The organism is Bradyrhizobium sp. HKCCYLS1011, from assembly GCF_051167795.1.
Lineage (GTDB): Bacteria > Pseudomonadota > Alphaproteobacteria > Rhizobiales > Xanthobacteraceae > Bradyrhizobium.
Window position 1 is genome coordinate 250,786 of record NZ_JBNPTT010000006.1, and the last position, 20,702, is coordinate 271,487.

General features: G+C 62.9%; 21 protein-coding genes. 10 read left to right on the plus strand and 11 right to left on the minus strand.

Annotated elements, in window-relative coordinates:
• Positions 1-188 precede the first annotated feature (188 nt).
• The 7 genes from ACQR1W_RS21625 to pqqA all read right to left on the minus strand — a co-directional run bounded on the left by ACQR1W_RS21625 (position 189) and on the right by pqqA (position 5,553).
• Positions 189-857, minus strand: coding sequence for a hypothetical protein (locus ACQR1W_RS21625; RefSeq protein WP_434852691.1), 669 nt, complete (start codon positions 855-857; stop codon positions 189-191).
• Between the two features lie 192 nt (positions 858-1,049).
• The gene (gene pip, locus ACQR1W_RS21630) at positions 1,050-2,060 is read right to left on the minus strand and encodes a prolyl aminopeptidase (RefSeq protein ID WP_434852692.1); all 1,011 of its coding nucleotides are present in this window, start codon (positions 2,058-2,060) and stop codon (positions 1,050-1,052) included.
• The gene (gene pqqE, locus ACQR1W_RS21635) at positions 2,053-3,279 is read right to left on the minus strand and encodes a pyrroloquinoline quinone biosynthesis protein PqqE (protein ID WP_434852693.1); all 1,227 of its coding nucleotides are present in this window, start codon (positions 3,277-3,279) and stop codon (positions 2,053-2,055) included. The genes pip and pqqE overlap by 8 nt, the downstream gene beginning before the upstream one ends.
• The gene (pqqD, locus tag ACQR1W_RS21640; RefSeq protein WP_434852694.1) at positions 3,276-3,587 is read right to left on the minus strand and encodes a pyrroloquinoline quinone biosynthesis peptide chaperone PqqD; all 312 of its coding nucleotides are present in this window, start codon (positions 3,585-3,587) and stop codon (positions 3,276-3,278) included. The genes pqqE and pqqD overlap by 4 nt, the downstream gene beginning before the upstream one ends.
• A 6-nt stretch (positions 3,588-3,593) precedes the next feature.
• Positions 3,594-4,349 carry a pyrroloquinoline-quinone synthase PqqC gene (gene pqqC, locus ACQR1W_RS21645; RefSeq protein ID WP_434852977.1) on the minus strand — a complete coding sequence of 252 codons (756 nt, stop codon included), beginning with the start codon at positions 4,347-4,349 and terminating at the stop codon, positions 3,594-3,596.
• A 20-nt stretch (positions 4,350-4,369) separates the two neighbouring features.
• Positions 4,370-5,299, minus strand: a complete 930-nt coding sequence (gene pqqB / locus ACQR1W_RS21650) for a pyrroloquinoline quinone biosynthesis protein PqqB (protein ID WP_434852695.1) — start codon at positions 5,297-5,299, stop codon at positions 4,370-4,372.
• Positions 5,300-5,472: 173 nt separating this feature from the next.
• On the minus strand, positions 5,473-5,553 hold the full coding sequence (gene pqqA / locus ACQR1W_RS21655; protein ID WP_012029362.1) for a pyrroloquinoline quinone precursor peptide PqqA: 81 nt from the start codon (positions 5,551-5,553) through the stop codon (positions 5,473-5,475).
• A gap of 303 nt (positions 5,554-5,856) precedes the next feature.
• Between pqqA and ACQR1W_RS21660 the strand changes: the two genes are divergently transcribed.
• Positions 5,857-6,114 (plus strand): DUF6894 family protein, encoded by a 258-nt coding sequence (locus tag ACQR1W_RS21660; protein WP_008974656.1) that lies wholly within the window; start codon positions 5,857-5,859, stop codon positions 6,112-6,114.
• Positions 6,115-6,153: 39 nt separating this feature from the next.
• On the opposite strand, the gene ACQR1W_RS21665 is transcribed toward ACQR1W_RS21660, so the two are convergent.
• The gene (locus tag ACQR1W_RS21665; RefSeq protein WP_434852696.1) at positions 6,154-6,591 is read right to left on the minus strand and encodes a group III truncated hemoglobin; all 438 of its coding nucleotides are present in this window, start codon (positions 6,589-6,591) and stop codon (positions 6,154-6,156) included.
• A 116-nt stretch (positions 6,592-6,707) separates the two neighbouring features.
• Complete coding sequence (locus ACQR1W_RS21670; protein ID WP_434852697.1) at positions 6,708-7,814, minus strand: lactonase family protein; 1,107 nt, start codon at positions 7,812-7,814, stop codon at positions 6,708-6,710.
• 229 nt (positions 7,815-8,043) lie between these two features.
• Between ACQR1W_RS21670 and ACQR1W_RS21675 the strand changes: the two genes are divergently transcribed.
• From ACQR1W_RS21675 to ACQR1W_RS21705, 7 genes are all read left to right on the plus strand, one after another.
• Positions 8,044-9,435 (plus strand): amidase family protein, encoded by a 1,392-nt coding sequence (locus tag ACQR1W_RS21675; RefSeq protein ID WP_434852698.1) that lies wholly within the window; start codon positions 8,044-8,046, stop codon positions 9,433-9,435.
• Entirely contained in the window at positions 9,436-9,915 is a 480-nt protein-coding gene (locus ACQR1W_RS21680; RefSeq protein ID WP_434852699.1) for a glutathione peroxidase, read from the plus strand.
• Complete coding sequence (locus tag ACQR1W_RS21685; protein WP_434852700.1) at positions 9,912-10,178, plus strand: DUF3297 family protein; 267 nt, start codon at positions 9,912-9,914, stop codon at positions 10,176-10,178. Before ACQR1W_RS21680 ends, ACQR1W_RS21685 begins: the two co-directional genes overlap by 4 nt.
• Before the next feature lie 1,508 nt (positions 10,179-11,686).
• Entirely contained in the window at positions 11,687-13,405 is a 1,719-nt protein-coding gene (locus ACQR1W_RS21690) for a pyrroloquinoline quinone-dependent dehydrogenase (protein ID WP_008974664.1), read from the plus strand.
• A gap of 138 nt (positions 13,406-13,543) precedes the next feature.
• Entirely contained in the window at positions 13,544-13,855 is a 312-nt protein-coding gene (locus tag ACQR1W_RS21695) for a c-type cytochrome (RefSeq protein ID WP_434852701.1), read from the plus strand.
• Between the two features lie 27 nt (positions 13,856-13,882).
• Positions 13,883-14,650: a transporter substrate-binding domain-containing protein gene (locus ACQR1W_RS21700; protein WP_434852978.1), complete on the plus strand. Its 768-nt coding sequence runs from the start codon at positions 13,883-13,885 to the stop codon at positions 14,648-14,650.
• 107 nt (positions 14,651-14,757) lie between these two features.
• The gene (locus ACQR1W_RS21705) at positions 14,758-15,519 is read left to right on the plus strand and encodes a sugar phosphate isomerase/epimerase family protein (protein WP_434852702.1); all 762 of its coding nucleotides are present in this window, start codon (positions 14,758-14,760) and stop codon (positions 15,517-15,519) included.
• A 743-nt stretch (positions 15,520-16,262) separates the two neighbouring features.
• Here the strand turns inward: ACQR1W_RS21705 and ACQR1W_RS21710 are convergent.
• The gene (locus tag ACQR1W_RS21710) at positions 16,263-17,609 is read right to left on the minus strand and encodes a malonyl-CoA decarboxylase (protein WP_008974669.1); all 1,347 of its coding nucleotides are present in this window, start codon (positions 17,607-17,609) and stop codon (positions 16,263-16,265) included.
• 82 nt (positions 17,610-17,691) lie between these two features.
• Positions 17,692-18,492, minus strand: coding sequence for a helix-turn-helix domain-containing protein (locus ACQR1W_RS21715; protein WP_434852703.1), 801 nt, complete (start codon positions 18,490-18,492; stop codon positions 17,692-17,694).
• A gap of 63 nt (positions 18,493-18,555) precedes the next feature.
• Here ACQR1W_RS21715 and ACQR1W_RS21720 point away from each other — a divergent pair, with 63 nt between their 5' ends.
• Both ACQR1W_RS21720 and ACQR1W_RS21725 read left to right on the plus strand, forming a co-directional pair.
• Positions 18,556-19,749: an MFS transporter gene (locus tag ACQR1W_RS21720; RefSeq protein ID WP_434852704.1), complete on the plus strand. Its 1,194-nt coding sequence runs from the start codon at positions 18,556-18,558 to the stop codon at positions 19,747-19,749.
• Between the two features lie 139 nt (positions 19,750-19,888).
• Entirely contained in the window at positions 19,889-20,686 is a 798-nt protein-coding gene (locus ACQR1W_RS21725) for an ABC transporter substrate-binding protein (protein ID WP_434852705.1), read from the plus strand.
• Positions 20,687-20,702 lie beyond the last annotated feature (16 nt).

Below are 20,702 nucleotides of genomic sequence, written 5' to 3' on the forward strand. Positions count from 1 at the left end.
GTCCTATTAGACTAGAGCCATTCCAAGGCGGGCACAAAGGCAAATTTGCGCAAACAGGCATGCTGCGGCGCTCGTGCTGCGCCGCACTTGTGCCGCTCCGCCGCCACGTCTCTCTGCACAATATGTCGCACCGCAGCGTATGATGCGCTGCTATCGGCTTGACGTCATTGATCCATCACAACGCGCAATCAGCTTTGCGTGATGTCGGCGCGGCTCAAGTCCCACATCAGGCGGTAAATCCCGACTGAAATCTGGGTCGCCAATGGTCCGTCGATGGCGGCAAAGCGCGTCGTCATCAGCGTGGCGATGGCATGGCTCTCGGTGCCGTCGATCAGGACGAACCAGTCGGCGCCGCGTGTGGTGACGGGCAGCTCGGCAGTCGGTCCGGAAAGCGCAGCGTCACCTTCCAAGAGATGCATCGAGATGATGCCGTCGAGATCGGCCGGATCGAGCTCGACGTGCAAGGCGCGTCGCAAAGCCTCGTCCTGTCCTGCCTTCGGGCGCAGCCGGATCACGCCGAGCACAGCGCCGCGGCCGGTGCCTTTGGAGATCGTGATCCGCGCCACGGATCGGATCATGTTCTTGAATTGCGCCATCGTCGCCTTCGACCATTCGGTCGGGGCGGCGAGCCGTGCGCGATAGGCTGCGCTGTCGAGAACCTCGATCGTCTCCGTCGAATAGAGGCAGAGATATTTCGGGCTGGCCTGCTCGGCGACATAGCGGCGCGCCTCGATGAAGCCGTCGATCGCGACCCGCTCTTCCAGATGTTCGCGGTCGTACCAGCGGTTGAACTCGGCTTCATCCGACGCGTTGATGTCCATCGACGTCAGCAGCATGCCTTTTCCGGCGATGGGCATTGCAGAATCCTTATCGTTGCAGGTGTTCGCGCGCGGCACGGTCTCCACCCTCCCCTGGTGGGGGAGGGTCGGCTCACATGAGCGCAGCGAAATGTGAGACGGGGTGGGGTGAACTTGGGTCGGAGTGTGGAGCATCACCCCACCCCGATCGCTTCGCGATCGACCCTCCCCCTCCAGGGGAGGGTGAGAGCCTCACGCCATGTCGTTCCTATCTTGTCGCAAAGTCGCGCGCGACGCCATATCCGCGATCGCTTTCATCACGGCATCGCGGATGCCGGGATCATAAAGATTGTGACCTGCGGCTTCGACGACACGGATTTCGGCCTCGCGCCAGGTTTGCGCGAGCGCGGCCGAGGTGGCGGGCGGGCAGAGCAGGTCGAACCGCCCCTGCACGATGATGCCGGGGATGCCGGCGAGCCGGCCGGACTCGCGCAGCAATTGCTCAGGCGCCATGAAGCAATCGTTGTGGAAGTAATGCGCCTCCATGAACGGGGTCGCCGGAAGCGGCCCGCCGGCTTGCAGCGCGGCCTTGTCGAGCCCGACGCGGGACGGCCTCACTTCCGAGAGCGCGCGCTCGGTGTCGTGCCAGGCGCGCGCGGCAGGCCCGTGGATCGCAGGATCCGGATCGAGGATACGCCGCCAATAGGCAGCACAGGGCGAACCGCGCTCGGCCTCGGGAAGCACGTCGAGGAAGTCGCGATGGAGCGCGGGATGGAACCGCGCCAGTGTGTCGTCGAATGCGGTCTCGACCTCGGCGCGGGTGCCGAGAAAGGTTGCGCGCAGCACCAGGCCGGCAACGTGGGTCGGATGCGCCTGCGCATAGGCCAAGGCCAGGGTCGCGCCCCATGAGCCGCCGACCACGATCCAGCGCGCAAAACCGAACCTTTCCCGGATCAGCTCCATGTCGGCGATCAGGTCGGGCAGGGTGTTGCTCTCACGGCTGCGCGCCGGCCGGCTGCGCCCCGCGCCGCGCTGATCGAACAGCACGGCATGGAAGCGCTCGGGATCGAACAGCCGCCGATGATCCGGCTGGCAGCCGGAGCCGGGGCCGCCGTGCAGATAGACCGCGGGAATCCCGCCGGCGCGGCCGACGCTCTCGACGTAGATTTCGTGGCCGCCGGAGACGCCGAGCCATTCCGAAGTCAGTGGAGCGAATGGATCGGCGCGCCGCGCCGAAGGCTTGCCTGCTTCGGCGTCAGGCATTGTGGTCGCGCTCGGCCGCCTCGCCGTCCTGAGCGCCGCCTTCCCAGCTGCCGCCGGCGAAGTTGCGATACAGGAAGCGGTCCTGGCCGGACGCCGCGTCGGCCTCCGCCTGCTTGAAGATGCGCTCATGCAGCGGCGACAAGGTGCAGGCCGGGTCGGTGTTGCCGGCGTCCCCGGTCAGCGCAAAGGCCTGGCAGCGGCAGCCGCCGAAATCGATTTCGCGGAATTCGCAAGTCTTGCACGGCTCCTTCATCCAGCCGGTGCCGCGATAGCGGTTGAAGGTTTCCGAGTTCTGCCAGATCCAGGCGATTGAATGATTCGAGCGCACCGACTCGAATTCGAGGCCCGTGATGCTCTCGGCGGCGTGGCAGGGCAGGATCTTGCCGGATGGCGAGATGTTGAAGAATTGCCGGCCCCAGCCGCCCATGCATTTCTTCGGCCGCAGCGCGTAGTAGTCCGGCACCACGTAGTCGATGGTGAGGATGCCCTTCAATCGTTCGCGCGCCTCGGCGACCAGGCGATCGGTCTCCTCGAGCTGAGCGTAGGTCGGCATCAGGCTGGCGCGGTTCTTCAAGGCCCAGCCGTAATATTGCACGTTCGCCACCTCGAGCCTGTCGGCGTCGAGATCGACCGCCATCTGGATCATGTCCGGGAGCTGATGCAGGTTCTGCCGGTGCATCACCGCATTCACGGTGAGCGGCAGATCGAGCTCGCGCGTCCAGCGGGCGACTTCGAGCTTCTTGGCGTGACCGCCGCGATGGCCGCCGACGCGGTCGGCAAGCTCGGCCTCGGTGGCCTGGAAACTGATCTGGACATGGCAGAGCCCGGCATCCGCCAAGGCTTGGAGACGCTCGCGTGTCAGCAGCACGGCCGATGTGATCAGGTTGGTGTAGAGGCCGACATCATTGGCATGCTGCACCAGCTCGACTAGGTCCTTGCGTGCCGTGGGCTCGCCGCCGGAAAAATGCACCTGCAGCACGCCGATCTCGGCGAGCTCGGACAGCACCTTCTTCCATTCCGCGGTGGTGAGCTCCTGGCCTGCGCGGTCGAGCTCCAACGGATTGGAGCAATAGGGGCATTGCAGCGGGCAGCGATGGGTCAGTTCGGCCAGCACGGCGAGCGGAATGCCATAGGTCTCGGCGACCGAGCCACGGCGCTCGAGGACGGCCAGCCCGTCATTGCCGTCGGCCTGCGGCTTGGTGTCGGTGAGTTCGGTCATGAGGTCTTCTCCCGAACCTCGGTCAGAAATCCCTTGTCGGCGAGGTCCTGCAACATGGCGACCACATCGGTCGCGATGGTGTCGCGCGGGGCGGCATATTTGGCGGCGAGTTCGTCCACGATTCCAGCGACGTCGCGCACGCCGTCGCAAAGCTGGAGCACCTCGACTGCGATCTCGTCCGGTGCGAGCACGCGTTCGGGCGCGAGGATCACCCACACCTGCCGCGTCTCGTCATACCTCAGCTTGGTATGCCGCGGCAGCGCCACGCGACTGCCTTCGGTGACTTGGATGTTGCGTGGCGCTGCCATCTCGACTCAGCTCCCCTTCGGCACGAACGCGCCGGGTGGAATGTGGCCGTCGACATAGGCGTGGTAGAGCGCGTCGAGCTGCACCCACAGCACGTTGGTCTTGAAGATCAGCGCGTTGCAGACGACGGCGCGCTGCTCGGGCGTCGTCGCATATTCCTTGACGTAGGCCAGCGCGAAATTGGCGTCGCGCGGCGCCTGGGTCAGCCGCCGCTTGAAGTAGCTCATCGTATCGTTGTTGACGAAGTTGTAGTGCTCGAGCATGCCCGAGATGCGTTCCTCATGGATGCCAGGCGCGAACAGCTCGGTCAGCGACGAGGCGATCGCTTCGAGCGGCGAGCGGTCGCGGCAGAAATGCACATAAGCCTCGACCGCAAAGCGCGTCGCCGGCAGGATGCCTTCGGTCGACTCGACATAAGCGGTGTCGAGTCCAAGTCCTTCCGTCAGCTTGAGCCAGCGCTCGATGCCGCCCTCGCTGCCGACGTCGCCGTCATGATCCTCGATCCGGTGCCGCCACTCGACCCGGGTGGCGCGGTCGCGGAAGCGCGAGATCACCACCGCGTCCTTGATCGGAATCGTCGACTGATAGTAGTAGCGGTTCAGCGCCCAGGCCTGCACTTGGCCCTTGTTGAGCTTGCCGCCGTGCAACAGCTTATGAAACGGATGCAGGTTGTGATAGCGCGTCGCGCCGATATGGCGGAGCGCCGCTTCCAATTCACCGGCGCTGTTCAGCGTCACATTCTTGCCGATCGACAGCGCCGTCATTCCACTCAAGTTCACCTCACTCACAGCACGATCTCCATCCCTTCGGCGGGGATTTCCCATCCCTCGCGTTCCAATGTCTGCCGCTCTTGTGAGGCGTGGAGCCACGCCGGGTTCGAGTTGTTGATATGCAGGAAGATCTTCCTGCCGATCCCGATGTCCGCCAGCTGCTTGATCGCGCCGCTCTCTCCGGACATCGCGATATGTCCCATGCTCTGGCCGGTCTTGTCGCCGAGCCCAGCACGGATCATCTCGTCATCGCGCCATACGGTGCCGTCGAAAAACACCAGAGGCGCATCCCTCAGCCGCGTCTTCAACGCCTCGTCGACGTCGGCGCAGGCCATGATCACATAGACATACTTGCCGCTGGCCTGATGGACAATCTTCAGGCCCAGGGTGTCGCCGGTCGAGGCGCTTCCACCGGGATGCTCCTTGCCGCGGAGATACCATGCGCTGGTGCCGGAGACCGCAAACGGGGTGATCTCAAGTCCGGACGGCGACCCGTCCGGCAATTGCGGCATGAACGGGATATCGACATCGATGCTCACACGGCGCACGTTCTCCTCTTTCAGCACATCGAAGATGCTGTTCGACTTGAGGATCGCAAGCACCTTAGCGTGCGCATAGATGGTAAAGGGCGAACTCTCGCGCATCGACAGCAGGCCGGTGACCGCGTCGATCTCGCCATTGGTCAGGATCACGCCGGCGATCGGGCTGTGGCGCAGCACGCCGGGCCGGGGATGAAGCTGGGGCGCGCGGGTGACCTGCTGGCGCAGGTCGGGCGACGCATTGATCAGAAACCAATGGATACCGTCGCCGCTGACGGCGATCGAAGCCTGACTGTTTCTGATCTCGGGATGATCCGTCCGGGCGGCCCGGCACACCGCGCAGCCGCAATTCCATTGCGGTACTCCGCCGCCGGCGGCGGCGCCCAGGACGACGATGCGAAGCATGACCCGTCTCCTGGCAGCTCACTCAAATCAAAGAACGCACATCGAAGTACACAAATCGAAGCACGCACGGGCTGGATTGGGGACGAGGGTGGACGCCGGACCCAGCGCATCGGGCTGGAGAATGCGCAGCCCTTGGGCGTCCACCCTCAAGACGTTGACGTCACACTCGCAATTTATTTACGAGCGGCGCAGGCATACATGTTGATTTCCATGCCGACCGGCACTTCAACAATCTTGGGTGCTTTCCAGGCCATTGTCCTCTCCTTCTTCTCGGGACGCTTCTCGTCCTCAACATTAAACTACCGTGTCAAGAAAAGTTCGCCAGTGGAATCTTTTTGTTTGGACCAGTCCGGCCCATTTATTGCAGTGCGATGTCGCAGACGGGAACGAGTATCGATGTCAGGGAAACAAGGCTGTCAAAAGAACGAATTCGTGATTGATCGGTTCGCAACCGCGTCCGGTTCTCTTCGTAGGCTGACGCGGAACCGCCGCATAAGCCAGTCGTGAGTTGTTCAAGACGTCCCGTCCAAAAAGCGCGACCTTATTGGAATCTGCCTATGCCCCGATACTTCTTCAACACCCGGATCGGCGATGAGCTGGTTTCTGATACCGACGGCGAAATGCTGCGCAATCCCGATCGTGCCTGGGAAGTCGCACGTGATATGATCCGGGAACTTTTTCGCACCGAAGGTGCAAACGCGGCGTTGTTGTCCGCGGTCATCGAGGTCACCGATGAGGAAGGCGATATCGTCCTGGAGTTTCCGTTCTCCGAGGCGATCTTCGACATGCCGGCCCAGTCGATGACGCGGCATTGAGGCAGACGGAGGCCTCTCGCCGTTTCCTCCGGGTGGGTTTCATCCGGAAACCGCATGCCGGGGACGGACGATCTCGCCGCGCGTGGTCGCAATCCCCATCTCGAAGCTGTCGGCAATGCGGCGGGCGCGGATGATGAAGAGCTCGGCGACCTCGGGCGAGAACAGCTCGCGCACGGTGGCCTCGAACAGCTGGAGCCAGCGATCGAAATGGGCGCCTTGCAGCGACAGCAGCAAATGCGGGCGCATGGGCGCGCCGTTATAGCGCCCGGTCTTGAGCAGCATCGATGACCAGAAGTCGGCGATCTTGCCGATGTGCTCGTCCCAATCCTGTACCGTGGCGTTGAAGATCGGGCCGATCAGCGCATCCTGCCGCGCGCGGCCATAGAAGGTCTCGACCAGGAGACGGATCGAATTTTCGTCGATTTCAGGATGTTGGACTGCAAGCGGGTGGCGGCTGGGCGTCGTGGTCGTGCTCATGCGCTGTATATAGGTAATTACGCTGTATATAGGTAATTACAACGCCGATTGAAACCGCCGCCGGGCGGCCAATTCAACCGGCCGCCCGATCGTTCCTTGGACTGCCGCCGCCCGTGTCAGGGCAGGGTGACGAATTCCACCCAGTTCGGCTTCTTGCCGACGGCATACGACTTCAGCTTGGTCAGCGCACCGTTGGCCTGATCGATGCTGTAGAGGCTCATGCCGTTGGAGAGTTCCCCGACGGCTGCGAGATAGCGGCCGCTGGGATCGATATTGAACCCGCGCGGCTGGGTCTCGGTCGGAACGCTGCCGATCGTGGTGAGATGGCCGCTGGCGGCGTCGACCTTGAACGCGGCCAGGGTGTTCGAGGTACGCTCCGAGGCGTAGAGGAACTGGCCGTTCGGCGTGATGTGGAGATCTGCGGCCCAAGGCTTTCCCGAAAGGCCGGAGGGCAGGGCCGATGTGCGCTGCGTCTCGCGCCACGTGCCTTTCTCAGCATCATAGGCATAGACGGCAACGTCGGCGTTCAACTCATGCAAGAGGTAGATGAACTTGCCGTTCGGGTGAAAGATGAAGTGGCGCGGACCTGATTTTTCAGGCGTTTTCACCGTGCCCGCCTCGTTCGCCGTCAGTGCGCCGGTTGTCGCGTCGAACTTGAAACTAAGCACCTGGTCGGAGCCGAGATTGGTCGCGAACACGAAGCGGTTGTCGGGCGCGGGCAGGAAGGCATGCGCGTTCGGGCCAGTCGGGATCACCTGGGCAGGTGCTGCCACCGCGCCGTTCGCCTGCACCGGATTGATCGCGACCTTGTTGCCGCCATAGGAGGCGCTGAACAGGAATTTGCCTGACCGGTCGAAGGCGATATTGGCCATGCTGTCGGCCAGCGGGCCGCTGCCGATAGGGCTGAGCTGGCCGCTTTTGGGATCAATGGCGAAGCTGACGGCCAGATAAGGTTGCGAGCGGACGCCCGCGATCAGCACGCGATGGTCGGGGCTGATCGCCAGCGGCGTCGACGAGCCTGGCTTCTCGACGCCGGGGAAGGCGGCTGTCTGCACTGGAGCCATCTCGCCGGTGGCGGGATCGAGCCGGAACACGCTGATGTCGTTGCTGTCGGCGTTGCCGATATAGGCGAAGGTCTCGGCGCGGGATGTCCGCGGCGCCAGCCCAGTTGCGAAAGCGGCGATGATCAGAGTCGTTGCGAGTGCGGTGCCAGATCCGAGCATGTTGTTTCCCCCAGGCTTATTTGTTTGTTCAAGGTCTTAATCTTGATCGTCAGCCCTGGCCAAGATTGATTCCGCATGAATCAATTCAGCAATAGCATTGGACGCCGAGCAGCAGCTCGCCCGGCCGTCCATCCGCAGCGCGCATGGCCGCACGCCGCAAAGGACCGGCCGCCGCCCTGGTTACTGGCTCGCTCTGGCGCTAGAAAACGGTGCCATCACGGAGTTGCCCATGACCGACCTCTGGCGCCTGCCGGCTGCCGACCTCGCCGCACTCATCAAGTCCAAGCAGGTTTCCGCTAAGGAGGCTGCGACAGCGGCGCTGGCCCGGCTGGATGCGGTCAATCCCAAGATCAATGCGGTGATCGACCACCGTCCCGAGGAGGTGCTGGCCCAGGCCGATCGGACCGATGCTGCGCTGGCGCGGGGTGAGGATCCGGGGCCGCTGGCCGGCGTTCCCGTCACGATCAAGGTCAATGTCGACCAGGCCGGTTTTGCCACCACCAATGGGCTCAAGCTGCAGAAGGACGTGATTGCGAAAGCCAACAATCCGGTGGTTGAGAATCTGGTCAGAGCGGGCGCGGTGCTGCTGGGGCGCACCAACACGCCGGCCGTGTCCTACCGCTGGTTCACCAGCAATCTCGTCCACGGCGACACCAAGAATCCCCGCGATCCTTCGATCACGCCAGGTGGCTCCTCCGGCGGGGCGGGATCGGCGACCGCGGCCGGTATCGGCCATATCGGCCACGGCACCGACATCGCCGGCTCGGTCCGCTACCCGGCCTATGCCTGCGGCATCCACGGCCTGCGCCCGACCGTCGGGCGCATTCCCGCCTTCAACGCCGCGCTGCCGGAGCGTCCAATCGGGCCGCAGATCAGCGCCGTCTCCGGCCCCCTGGCGCGCACCGTGAAGGATCTCCGGCTGGCGCTGGCCGCCATGTCCGCGCGCGATGTGCGCGATCCCTGGTGGATGCCGGTGCCACTGGAAGGCCCGCCGCTGCCGAAGCGGGTGGCACTCTGCGTCGATCCGGACGGGCTCAATCCGGTGCCGGAGGTGCAGGCAGCGCTGCGCGATGCCGCCAAGCGGCTGGAGCGCGCCGGCTGGATCGTGGAGGAGCTCAAGGACACCCCGCCGATGCAGGAGGCAGCTCAGCTCCAGACCAGGCTCTGGCTGGGCGACGGCTATGAGGCGCAGCTCGCGCTCGCCGAGAAGGAGGGCGACCCCGGCGCGCTGGCCTGCCTGCGCGGCAACCGCGCCAAGGTGCATCCGTTCGACCTGTCGCAGACGCTGACCCGCCGCGCCACCCTGACCCGCGAGTGGCTCATGTTCCTCGAGCAGCATCCGGTGCTGCTGCTGCCAGTGTCCGGCGAACTGCCGTTCCCCGACCAGTTCGACCGCAAGGATGAGGCATCGTTCCAGCGCGTCTGGCACGCGCAGCTGACGCAGATTGCGATTCCCTTCTTCGGACTCCCCGGCTTGACGGTCTCGACCGGCCTGGTCGGGCGGGTGCCCGTCGGCGTGCAGCTGGTGTCGCAGCGCTTCCGCGAAGACCTGTGCCTTGCCGCCGGCGAGGCGATCGAAGCCGGCGGCATGCCGCCGTCGCCGATCGATCCGGTGAGCTAGATGGCCACCAGCATCTACGATTTCACCGCGACCTCGCTCGGTGGCGAAGAGGTGCCGCTGAAGCGGTTCGAGGGGCAGGTGCTGCTGATCGTCAACACCGCCAGCGCCTGCGGCTTCACGCCGCAATATCGCGGTCTCGAAGCCCTTTATCGGGAGTATCTGAGCCGGGGCTTTGCCGTGCTGGGATTTCCCTGTAACCAGTTCGGCGCCCAGGAGCCGGGCTCGGCTGCGGAAATTGGCGCATTCTGTGCGGGCAAGTATGACGTGACTTTCCCGCTGTTCGCGAAGATTGACGTCAACGGCTCGGCCGCGCATCCGCTGTTCAAGTTCCTGAAGCGGGAGAAGCGCGGCCTGCTGGGCGCGGCGATCAAATGGAATTTCACCAAATTCCTGGTCGACCGCGAGGGCTGCGTGGTGGCGCGCTACGCGCCGACCACCAAACCTGAGGCATTGAAGAAACAGATCGAGGCGCTGCTGTGAGCGAGACCAAGACCACTGCGAATGAACTGCCGGACCGTCTGTCGGTCGATCCGAAGAGCCCGTACTACAACGCGGAGATCCTTGCGCGCGACATCGGCATCCGTTTCAAAGGTGTCGAGAAGACCAATGTCGAGGAATATTGCGTCAGCGAAGGCTGGATCCGCGTCCCCGCCGGCAACGCCAAGGACCGCTACGGCAATCCGCTGACCATCAAGGTGCACGGGCCCGTCGAGCCGTATTTCCGCGACAAGGAATCATCCTGATCGCTCTCTCGAGTGCAGCGCAGGGTAAGTTGCGGCCGCAAAACGCGAGATCGTAACAAGTGATCTGGATGCATCATCTCGACTGTCATCGTCCGCGAAGGCGCCTTCGCGGACGATCCAGTATTCAGAGACGGTTGTGATCGACTGAGGCGCCCGTCTATTACTTCCACGCCGAGTTGGGCTGGTGGAAAAGATGCGGGAAACCCGGCACGGTCCAAGACTTCTCTGTCAGGCTCAAGCTGACGGAAAATCTTCCGCAGGCTGTGCTCCGTTTGCGGCCGTATGCGCGGCAGGGTGACCAGACGTCCGTTTCTAAAGTCTCGGTCCTATCGATACAGCCCCAGCTGTCATCGTCCGCCACCGGATCTCGCCTACGGCGAGCCCGATGACAGGCTCCGGCGGACGATCCAGTACGCCGTGACGCCTCTGTTCGATCTCTTCTGCCGCGGAGTACTGGATGCTCCGCCTCCGCGGAGCATGACACCGTTGGAGATGGCGAGAGCTAAATCCATACTCGACAGCCGATTTCATGGAAACGATGTTCTAGTGCGTGTCAGATCGCGGCGGGACACAACGCGATCAGACCGCAAGGCGCGAGACTGCCCGCCGCTGGCAGCAGACGTTCGGCTCTCCTCGTGTTTCGCCATGAGACCAGAGGTCGACGAGAAGCACCTATTCGACTGATCTTCGCCCGTCGAGAATTCATTTTCGCCGCAGTGCCGCAATGACAAAGGCGCGAAGACTTTCCTTGCCAGCTTCATGCTTTGATCCGGAGGAACGCTGAATGTCGTGTCGGCATTGAGAGGCGTCGGCACTTAAGCCGGCCGCACCAGGAGGAAATCCCAATGATGAGAAAGATGTATCTCGCAGGGGCGATCAGCTGCGCATTGCTGGCGGTCGGGGCATTCGCCAACGCACAAGGAACTTCGACGGGTGGGGCGAGTGGTCACGATCTCAAACAATGCTGGGACGTGGCCAACAAGGTGGTTCGCGACGTAAGTGGCACCACTGCGACCGGACCATCTGGAAATACCACCGTTGGTTCAACAACATCGCCAGGCTCTAGCTCTAGCACTTCCACGGCTCCGACGTCCGGCACGAGTGCCAACGCCAATGCCTCCTCGCGCCCAGCAGGAATGCCTGACTGCTAGCTATTCCGATGACGCAGGTTAAGCAGTGACAATAGTAGTACTCCCCCTTCACGGGGGATTTTTTTGTCGCTCAACACGGCTCCGTCAGCGGCAAGCATGTCGATTTCGGTAAGTACTCCTGACGTTCACTAAGTTGCCGTGCGCGCATTCCAACGTTGCACAACATGTGATCCCGCGTACTCTATGCCACCGGACGGGGCGCAACAGCAGTCAGTCCGGAAGGCGTAGCTCCTTGTGAATCGAGCGGGAGGAAATTGCGCGGGCAGCTGACGTGATGACGAAGAAGCGCCGCGATGCGAACGACAATAGTCGTCGCAGCTAACTCAGTCGCAAGCCAAAAAGCGGGAGGAAGTCTACATGAAGAAGCAGTGGCGTTATTCTTGTTTGCCTGTTCTTGTTATCGGTGCGCTGCTCACAGCGTCATCGGCGTTTGCGCAATCCGTCGACACGGCGCGGATCGAAGCCGCCGGTCAGAACGATTGGCTGACCTATCATGGCTCGTACAAATCGTATCACTACAGCCCCCTGGCACAGATCAATGCCAGTAATATCAACAACCTGAGTGTTGCCTGGATCCACATCCCCGGACGTTCCACGCGAGGGTTGCAATCAATGCCTCTCGCGGCTGACGGGGTGCTCTACTACACCGGCTCCTATAGCCGCACCTTTGCGCTGAACGGCGCTACCGGTGAGGTGATCTGGTCCTACTTCCCTGAGCTGGACGAGGCGTTGATCGCGCGGCAGACCCACTCCCCCTACAATCGCGGCGTCGCCATTGGTGAGGGCAAAGTCTACGTGGGAACAATGGATGGCCGGCTCATAGCGCTCGACATGAAGACCGGAAAGGTCATGTGGGACACCAAACTGCTCGATTCCCAAAAGCTGACCGTTGGTTTCACCGGAGCACCGCTTTACGCCAAGGGAACGGTGGTGATCGGCGCGCAAGGCGGCGAATGGCCGGGCCGTGGCCCGATCTTCGGCGTTGATGCCGCCACCGGCAAGAAGAAATGGGAATTCCTGACGGTTGCCGGCACCGAGGATGCCATGAAGACCTGGGGCAATGACTCGTGGCGCACGGGCGGCGGCGGAGGCTGGATGCCCGGCACCTACGACTCTGAAAACAATACAGTCCTGTGGGGCACGGCCAACCCGGCGCCGCTCTACGACTGGTCAGGAGCCGATTACAAGACGCAGGGGGCGCGCCCGGGAGACAATCTCTACACCACCTCGGTGATTGCGCTCGATATCGATACGGGCAAGCTGAAGACTTATCACCAGGAACTGCCTCACGACGCTTGGGACTTCGACAGCGCGGTCGGCGAGTTCGTGATGCTCGATCGCGATGGGCAGAAGTACATCGTCCACCCGAACAAGAGCGGATATATCTTCGTCTATGACCGCAATCTTGGCGTCAAGAACGTCTGGCGGATCACGCAGAACAGCAACTTCGTCAAGGACATTGATCCCAAGACGGGTGAGCTGATCGGCCGTCGCGACTTCTCCGCCGGCAAGGTTTCCGAGCCGTTGTGCCCTCACATATCTGGTGGAGTGAGCTGGAACTCCGGATCGTACAACCCCAAGACGGGCCTCTATTACAAGCTCGGCCAGGAATGGTGCATGACGCTGGAAGTTCAGAAGACAACGCCAATCGTTGCTCCTCAGGCCCAGCTCAACATCGGAGCCGACTTCAAGATCGCGCCACCGCCCGGCGGTGAGATCTATGGTCATCTCGATGCGCGCGATCCCATCACCGGCGCCAAGAAGTGGGAGGTCCGCTTCCCCGAGCCGCCGCTCGGAAGCGTGTTGTCGACCGGAGGCAATCTGGTGTTCGTGCCGGATTCGCGCGGCACCGTTCATGCCTACGATGCCGACTCCGGTGCCGAATTGTGGAGCCACGGCGACGGCACTGGCCACCAGGGCGGCATCATCAGCTATGCCGCCAACGGCAAGCAGTACATCGCGGTGGTCGCCGGCTTCGGCGGGATGGCTTCGGATGACTACGCGCCGACGTTCGGCGGCGTCTACAAGAGCATGCCCCGCGACGACGGTGCGCTCGTCGTCTACAGTCTGAAATAGAACCTCGTGACGTCGGGAGGGAGGGGTGTGAGCCGCTCCCTCCATTCATGCGGAGCTCATGAAGCTCGGCTCGTATTGGACTCCTAAAAGGTAGGTTCGCCCGGTATGCGATTGGCTTGGAAGATCACGATGTTGGCTATGCCGACACTTGCCGCGCTTGTTACGATCTCCACCTTGAGCGCGCAGCAGCCTGCTCCGCCCACGCAAAACGAAGAGCTTGATGTCGGGCAGTTGTTCGCGACGACCTGTGGCTGGTGCCACTCTGATGGTGGTCGCGCCGCCGGGAAAGGGCCGCAGCTCATGGACACCAAGCGGGATGACGAGTTCATCCGCAATCGAATCAAGCACGGCAAGGAAGGCGCGATGCCTGCCTTCGGCGTAGTGTTCAGCGATGCCCAGATCGACGAAATCATCAAATACATCCGCGCCTTGAAGCCACATCAAGGCTAGGCCACATTGAGCTGCACGGTGAATTCCATGAAATCCTGTCTTCCGCTCGTGGTCGGCGCCCTGCTAGGGCTGACCCATCTTGCAGAGGCCCGTTCTCTCGTTGCGATCCGCGACTCCGGTGTGCTCGGCCTGTGCGCCCACCCCAACTCGCTGCCTTTCGCTAACAAGGCCGGTGACCCTCCTGGGTTTCAGATCGAGTTGGGCAATGCGTTCGCGCGCGAGCTTGGCGTCTCGCTCAGGCCCGACTGGATCATCACTCAATACCAGATGCGCAGCGCGGGCTGTGATATCGTGCTCGACGTGATTGCCGATCGCGAGGCCCAAGGCGAAACCAACCTGAGGATATCGAAGCCGTATTACCGCACGGGCGTTGTGCTGGCGGTTCCACCTGGAAGCCGCCTCACCTCCTTTAAGAGCCTGGACGAACACTCGAAAGTCGGCGTCCTGGTCGGATCGATGGCCGCCATGACCCTCGGTCGGCGCCACGTGCCCACGTCGACCTTCGGTTTCGAGGTCGACAGCCTCGAAGCTCTTGCCAATCATGAGATCGATGCGGCAGCGGTCACCCCCACCGCGGCCAGCTATTTCAATCTGACGCATCCGGATAAGATGGTACGGATCCTCGAGCTCGACGAGAGCGAGGCGGACCTCAACTGGAATGTTGCCGTTGGCATGGTGCGCCCCGATGACCGCTTGCGCGAAGCCATCGACGGAGCTCTGGACCGGTTCCGCACCAACGGTACGATTAGTCGGATCTATGAGCGCTACGGAGTCGTCCTGCAGGCACCAAGGTAGACCCTATGCCGGCGCAACCAAGCAGGCGCCACGTCTTAGGATGCATCGCGGCTGGGGTGATGATGCAAATTGGTCCAGCATCCCCTCGAGAGCTGTGGAAGGAAGGGTTGCAGCTCTACACGGTCCGTGACCTGCTGAAGGTCGACTTTGAGGGGACGCTGAGGACAGTTGCCGATCTCGGATATCGCGAGGTGGAGTTTGCCGGCATTCTCGGTGTCGACGTCAGCCGCACTGGTCAACTCCTGCGGCGCCTCGGTCTTGCAGCCCCATCCGTGCATCTTGACTACGCCAGCCTGCGGGACGATGCCCGACGGTCGTTCGAGATCGCCGAGTTGCTCGGCAGCCGGTTCGTCGTTTGTCCATGGTTGGATCCGTCGATAAGGCAGACGTCCGACGACTGGATGCGGATCTGCGATGATTTGAACACGATCGGTGAGCGAGCATCGCGTTCCGACCTGACGCTGGCGTATCACAATCATGACTTTGAATTTGCGGACTTGCCAGGCGGCATCCGGCCATATGACGTATTGCTCAGCCGCACGGACGCGCGCTTCGTCAAGTTCGAGCTCGATGTTTACTGGGCAACCAAGGGACATCTCGACTCTGCGCGCGTCTTGAGAGCAAATCCGTCGCGCTTTCCACTCCTTCATCTCAAGGACATGGCGGAAGATGGTTCGACCACCGAATTGGGCCACGGTACGATCGACTTCGCCAGCATACTCGCAGCAGCGTCCCAGAGCGGCGTGCGCCATCTTTTCGTCGAGCAGGATGTTTCAAGCGATCCGCTGGGGAGCATAGAGGCAAGCATCACATTTCTTCGGAGCCAGCCATACATGTCGAGCAGCTTCATTCGACCGCGCACACCTTAGTCTTGTGATAAGGCACACCTGATCGTCTCTGAGCCAAAAATCTTTCACTTGACAATTTCTGAAAATCAGCAATTATGTGCACATCCCGCCTCATCGAAGAGGGACGGACGCGTCGTCACGAACGTCGGGGTGGGATGCGATGGACGTGGAGGCACCGGTAGACGACCGGCGTCGACACGGACGGAGAAGTCGTGTGGTCCTGGCCTCTCGACGCTGAGGTCTTGCGCAACGCGCTGAAGGCGCGTTGTCGCAAAATGGGGGCAAGAAAGCCCGATCCCCAGGGAGAGCACGAAGGACACCGTTAAAACCATCGCGCAGGGAAGGCCGGAATGCCCGGTCGTACCTGTGGTTCCTGCCCCGTGCATTTTCTCACGCACGGGGGCCATGGGTGTGGCCAAGCACCCGGTCTTCCCTGCGCCCTCTGAATTTTCGAGGGTGACGTTTTGCAAAGCTCGGACGCTCAAGCGTTGCGAGAAGGCCAAGTCATGTTTGCGGAATCACGTTTGCGGAGTCACAGTTTGCACTGTTCGCGCCGCAAGCTCTCTGTCATTCCGGGGCGTGCCGGAGGCACGAGCCCGGAATCTATTTTACGGTGAGACTCGACGCGAAATGGATTCCGGGCCCATCGCTTCGCGATGTCCCGGAATGACGATGTGGGAGAGAGGGAATGCGCCATCCGACGCGGGTAGTCCCGCGTTTCGCTTTCGCTCACGATGACGATGCGGAGAGAGATGCCCGGCGATCTACGACAGCCGCATATCCAACAGGCGGCGGCCCTCGGTCCTGATCAGCTTCTTCACCGCGCTGGAGGCCACCACCTCGCCCTCATTGGCAAAGGCCTCGTGGTTCTTCTCGATGTCATCGAGGCGGTAGAGATAGTTGACCATGATGCCGGCGGATTCGCGCAGGCCCTTAGGCGAGAGGTCGCCGAGCCAGTTGATGCGCTCGAGCCGCGCGCCGTTGCCGAGATGGAAGCGCGCGACGGGATCGATCAGCTTGCCCTTGGGCGTGCGCGCCTTGAGGAAGTAGTACGCTGCCAGCGGTTCGAGCACGGCGCGCAATTGCGCTTCCGTCTCGGCATTCTCGAACCATTTCGGCTGCTCCAGCAGCGCCAGCACCGCGCGGTCGTCGTCGGTGATCTCGGTGGTCTGCTTGAGCCAGCCCATGAAGCCGGGCACCGGCGACAGCGTCACGAAGGTGTCGAGCTTGGGCAGCTCGCGGCGCAGCTCCTCGACCACCTGCTTGATCAGGAAGTTGCCGAAGGAGATGCCGCCGAGCCCGCGCTGGGTGTTGGAGATCGAATAGAACACGGCCGTGCGCGCCCGATCGATCGGCACCGGCTGCCGGTCGACCGCGAGCAGCGGCGCGATCGCGCCAGGTATGGTTTCGGTCAGCGCCACCTCGACGAAGATCAGCGGCGCGTCCGGCATGGCCGGATGGAAGAACGCGTAGCAGCGACGGTCGACCGGATCGAGGCGGCGGCGCAGATCGTCCCAATCGTGAATCTCGTGGACGGCCTCGTAGCGGATGATCTGTTCCAGGATGTTGGCGGGTGTGGACCAGTCGATCCGGCGCAACACGAGAAACCCCCTGTTAAACCAAGAACTCAAGAGATGGACGACGTCGCGGTCGAGCGCGGCGAGCTCCGGATTGGCCTTCATCAGACCGAGCAAATCGGTCCGCATCGCGACCAACTCGCCGGTGCCGCCCGGCGCGCGGTTGAGCCGGCGGATCAGCTCCTGCCGGCGCGGTTCGGAGGCAAAATGCAGCTCGCTGGTGGCCTTATCGGTCGGCTCCGCGCGCCAGCTTTCGATGGCTTTGGCGAGCTTCGCCGTATCAGGCCCGAAATCGTGCACCAGCGCGGTGAAGAACGCCTTCTGCCCGTCGGCATCGAGATCGTGATAGCCGTCGAGCACGTCGCGCGCCATCGCGGTCCCCGACGCTTCGCCGGCACCGGACAGCAACGCCTGGCAGAGCTCGGTCAGGCTTTGCGCGTCATGCTTGTCGACGGCGGGATCGCCGCGGCGAAGAAGGGTGCGCCCGCGGTCGGAGATGGTGGCAAGCAGGTCGGTGAAAAAGGCGTTGGCCATCTGATCTCGTCGAATCCGGGCGATCTAATCGATCTTACATTGATTTATGGCAAAGCTTGTCACATTCAAGCATAACAATTGGTCAAGAGCGCCGGACGAAGTCGGTCGGCGACTTGCCGGTCACCTGCCGAAAGGCGTGCGAGAAGGCGGGCCAGCTGGCATAGCCGAGCTCGGATGCCAGCTGCTTGACGGTGAGATGACGCTCGGTCGACAGCCGCTCGATTGCGGCGGCGATCCGAGCCCGCTGGCACCAGGCCTTGAAGCTGAGCTTGGTTTCTGCGGCAAACAGCCGCGACAGCGTCCGCGCCGACGTGCCGACCTGGCCGGCGAGCGTTTCGATGTCGTAGGCGGCGGCGGGAGCCGCCAGGACGATGTTGGCGGCGCGCCGGCAGCGCGGCTCCTGGGGCAGGGGAATGAAGGTCGCGGAATCATCCGCGCCGCGCAATTCGAGCATCGCGAGCCGGACCAGGAGGTCGGCACGTTCGCGGTCTTTCCGAGCTTCGAACAGCGCCAGGATGGCGTGATGCAACAGCGGCGAGACCTGCACCACGAATTCCTGGTCGAGCCGCGTCCCGCTCATCTCGCGCTGCAACCAATCGTCGTCGAAATAGATCGAGCGCATCTCGCAGTCCGACAGCATGTCGATCGCGTGTGCATGATGGGCCGGCACCCACACCGCGCGGTCCGGCGGCACCAGCCATCGGCCCTTCGGCGTGGTGACCTGCATGGTGCCGCTTGCGGCATAGACCAGCTGGGCCTCGCGATGCCTATGCGGGTCGAGCCGCGCGCCCTTCCTGTAGCTGCGTGCGACCAGGTGCACGCCGGCCTGGATGGCGCGGCGGTCGGGAACGAGGGCTCGGATTGGCGCGTCGACGATGGTCATTGGCGGCATCCCGTCATGGGAAGCGACTATAACCGATTTCACGCCAACACGAGCACCCGTCCTATGAACCATCCGAGCAAGGTGATCGGCTTCGTGAACGCCGGTCATTTCATCGATCACTACGCGATGCTGATTTTCGCCGCCGCCGTCGTCATCATGGGGCCGGCGCTCGGCATGAGCTATGCGGAACTGCTGCCCTACGCGACCCCGGGCTTCATCGCCTTCGGCGCCGGCTCGCTCCTGACCGGCTGGCTCGGCGACCGCTGGAGCCGCCGTCATATGATGCTGATCTTCTATCTCGGGATCGGTGCCGCGATGGTCGCGGTCGGGCTGGTCCAGACGCCCTTGCAGCTCGGTGCGACCCTGTTCGCGATCGGCCTGTTCGCCTCGATCTATCACCCCGTGGGCACCGCGATGATCGTCTCCTATGCCGAGAAGCTCGGACGCGAGATGGGCATCAACGGCGTGTGGGGCAATCTCGGCGTGGCCTCCTCGGCGCTGGTCACCGGCGTGATCGGTCAATATCTCGGCTGGCGGTTCGCTTTCATCATTCCGGGCGTCGTGACGATGCTGATCGGCGCGGTCTTTGCCCTGACGGTCGTCCATGAGGACCGCCGCGGCGCGAGGCAGGCCGCCGCGCAGGCCCGGGTCGCGCGCGAGCATATGTGGCGGGTGGTGGTGGCGCTGCTGATCGTCGTCATCGCGATCTCCACGACCTTCAACGCGGTCACGGTGGCACTGCCAAAGCTGTTTGCCGAACGGCTGGCCGACCTGACGCAGAGCCCGGCGCTGCTCGGCCTGATCGCGGCGGGCGTCTATGTGTTCGGCGCGATGACTCAATACACCATCGGCCGGCTGCTCGACCGGCACGCGCTGAAAACCGTCGCGCTGCCGCTGTCGTTCATCCTGGCGCCGCTGCTGTATCTCGCCGCCGATTTCTCCGATCTGCCCTTGATCCTGGTCTCGATCGGCATCGTGATGGGCGCCTTCGGACAGGTCACCGTCAACGATGCCATGGTCGGCAAATACACCTCCGAGGAATGGCGCTCGCGCGCCTATGCGGTGCGCTATTTCGTCGGCTTCACTGCCGCTGGCGCATCGGTCGGGCTAGTCGCCTGGCTTTATGAGCACGGCGGGTTCTCGACCATGCTGCACGCCTTTGCCGGCCTGTGCCTGTTTGCGATCGCCGCAGCGCTGATCCTGCCGCCGGAGATCAGGACGCCACGGGTCGCGCTGCGGGAAGCGGCTGCGGAGTGACGAGCGCATGAACGGGCTGCCGTCGAATGTCGCGCCGATTTGACTGTGCGTGCGTCTTGCCTCGAACCGCCATGGCGCGTTTGTATGAGATGCATCGTCATCACGATAGCCGGCTTTCCGGTCTGCAAGGAGAGGCTTCATGAGCGAGTGGCGCTGGTTGTGGGCCGCAACGCTGGCCGTTGCCGGCATCATGTCCGGAGCGGCTGGTGTGCACGCCGGTGACCTGAAGGATGAGATCGCGCCGACCGGTCGGCTGCGGGTGGCGATCGCGATCAGTCCGGCCGGCGGCGCGTTTTGGTGCACAACGACTGAAAGCGGCTATGCTGGCGTCCCGGTCGATCTCGGCAAAGCCATGGCCGCGAGGCTCGGCGTGCCCGTCGACTACGTCGTTCACCAGAACTCGGGGCAGATCACCGATGCCGCATCCAAAGGCACCTGGGACGTCACCTTCCTGCCCAAGGATCCGGAGCGCGAGACCAAAATGGCGTTCGGTCCGATCTATGAGGTCGCGGATGCGACCTATATCGTGAAGGCCGGCTCGACCGTGACGAGCTTCGCGACGCTTGATCAGGCGGGCGTCAAGGTCGCAGCGGTCAACAACACCACGACCATGCGTGGCGCCGTGGCGCATCTGAAGAACGCGCACGTCACTGGCTACCAGACCTATGACGAAATCTTCGGCCTGCTGCAGCGAGGCGAAGTCGATGCCTTTGCACTGTCGCGCGACCAGCTCAATGCGATGGCCAAGAAGCTGCCGGGCACGCGCGTGCTCGACGAGACCTTCAAGAAGACGGTCACCGCCGTGGCGGTGCCGCTGGATCATCCACAGTCGCTGAGCTTCGTCACCGCGTTCATGACGGAGGCCGCATCAAACGGCCTCTTGCGCAAGGCCTATGATGACAACGGGCTGAAGGACACGCCCTTGCGCGTGCAGTAGGAGATTTCGCGAAGCA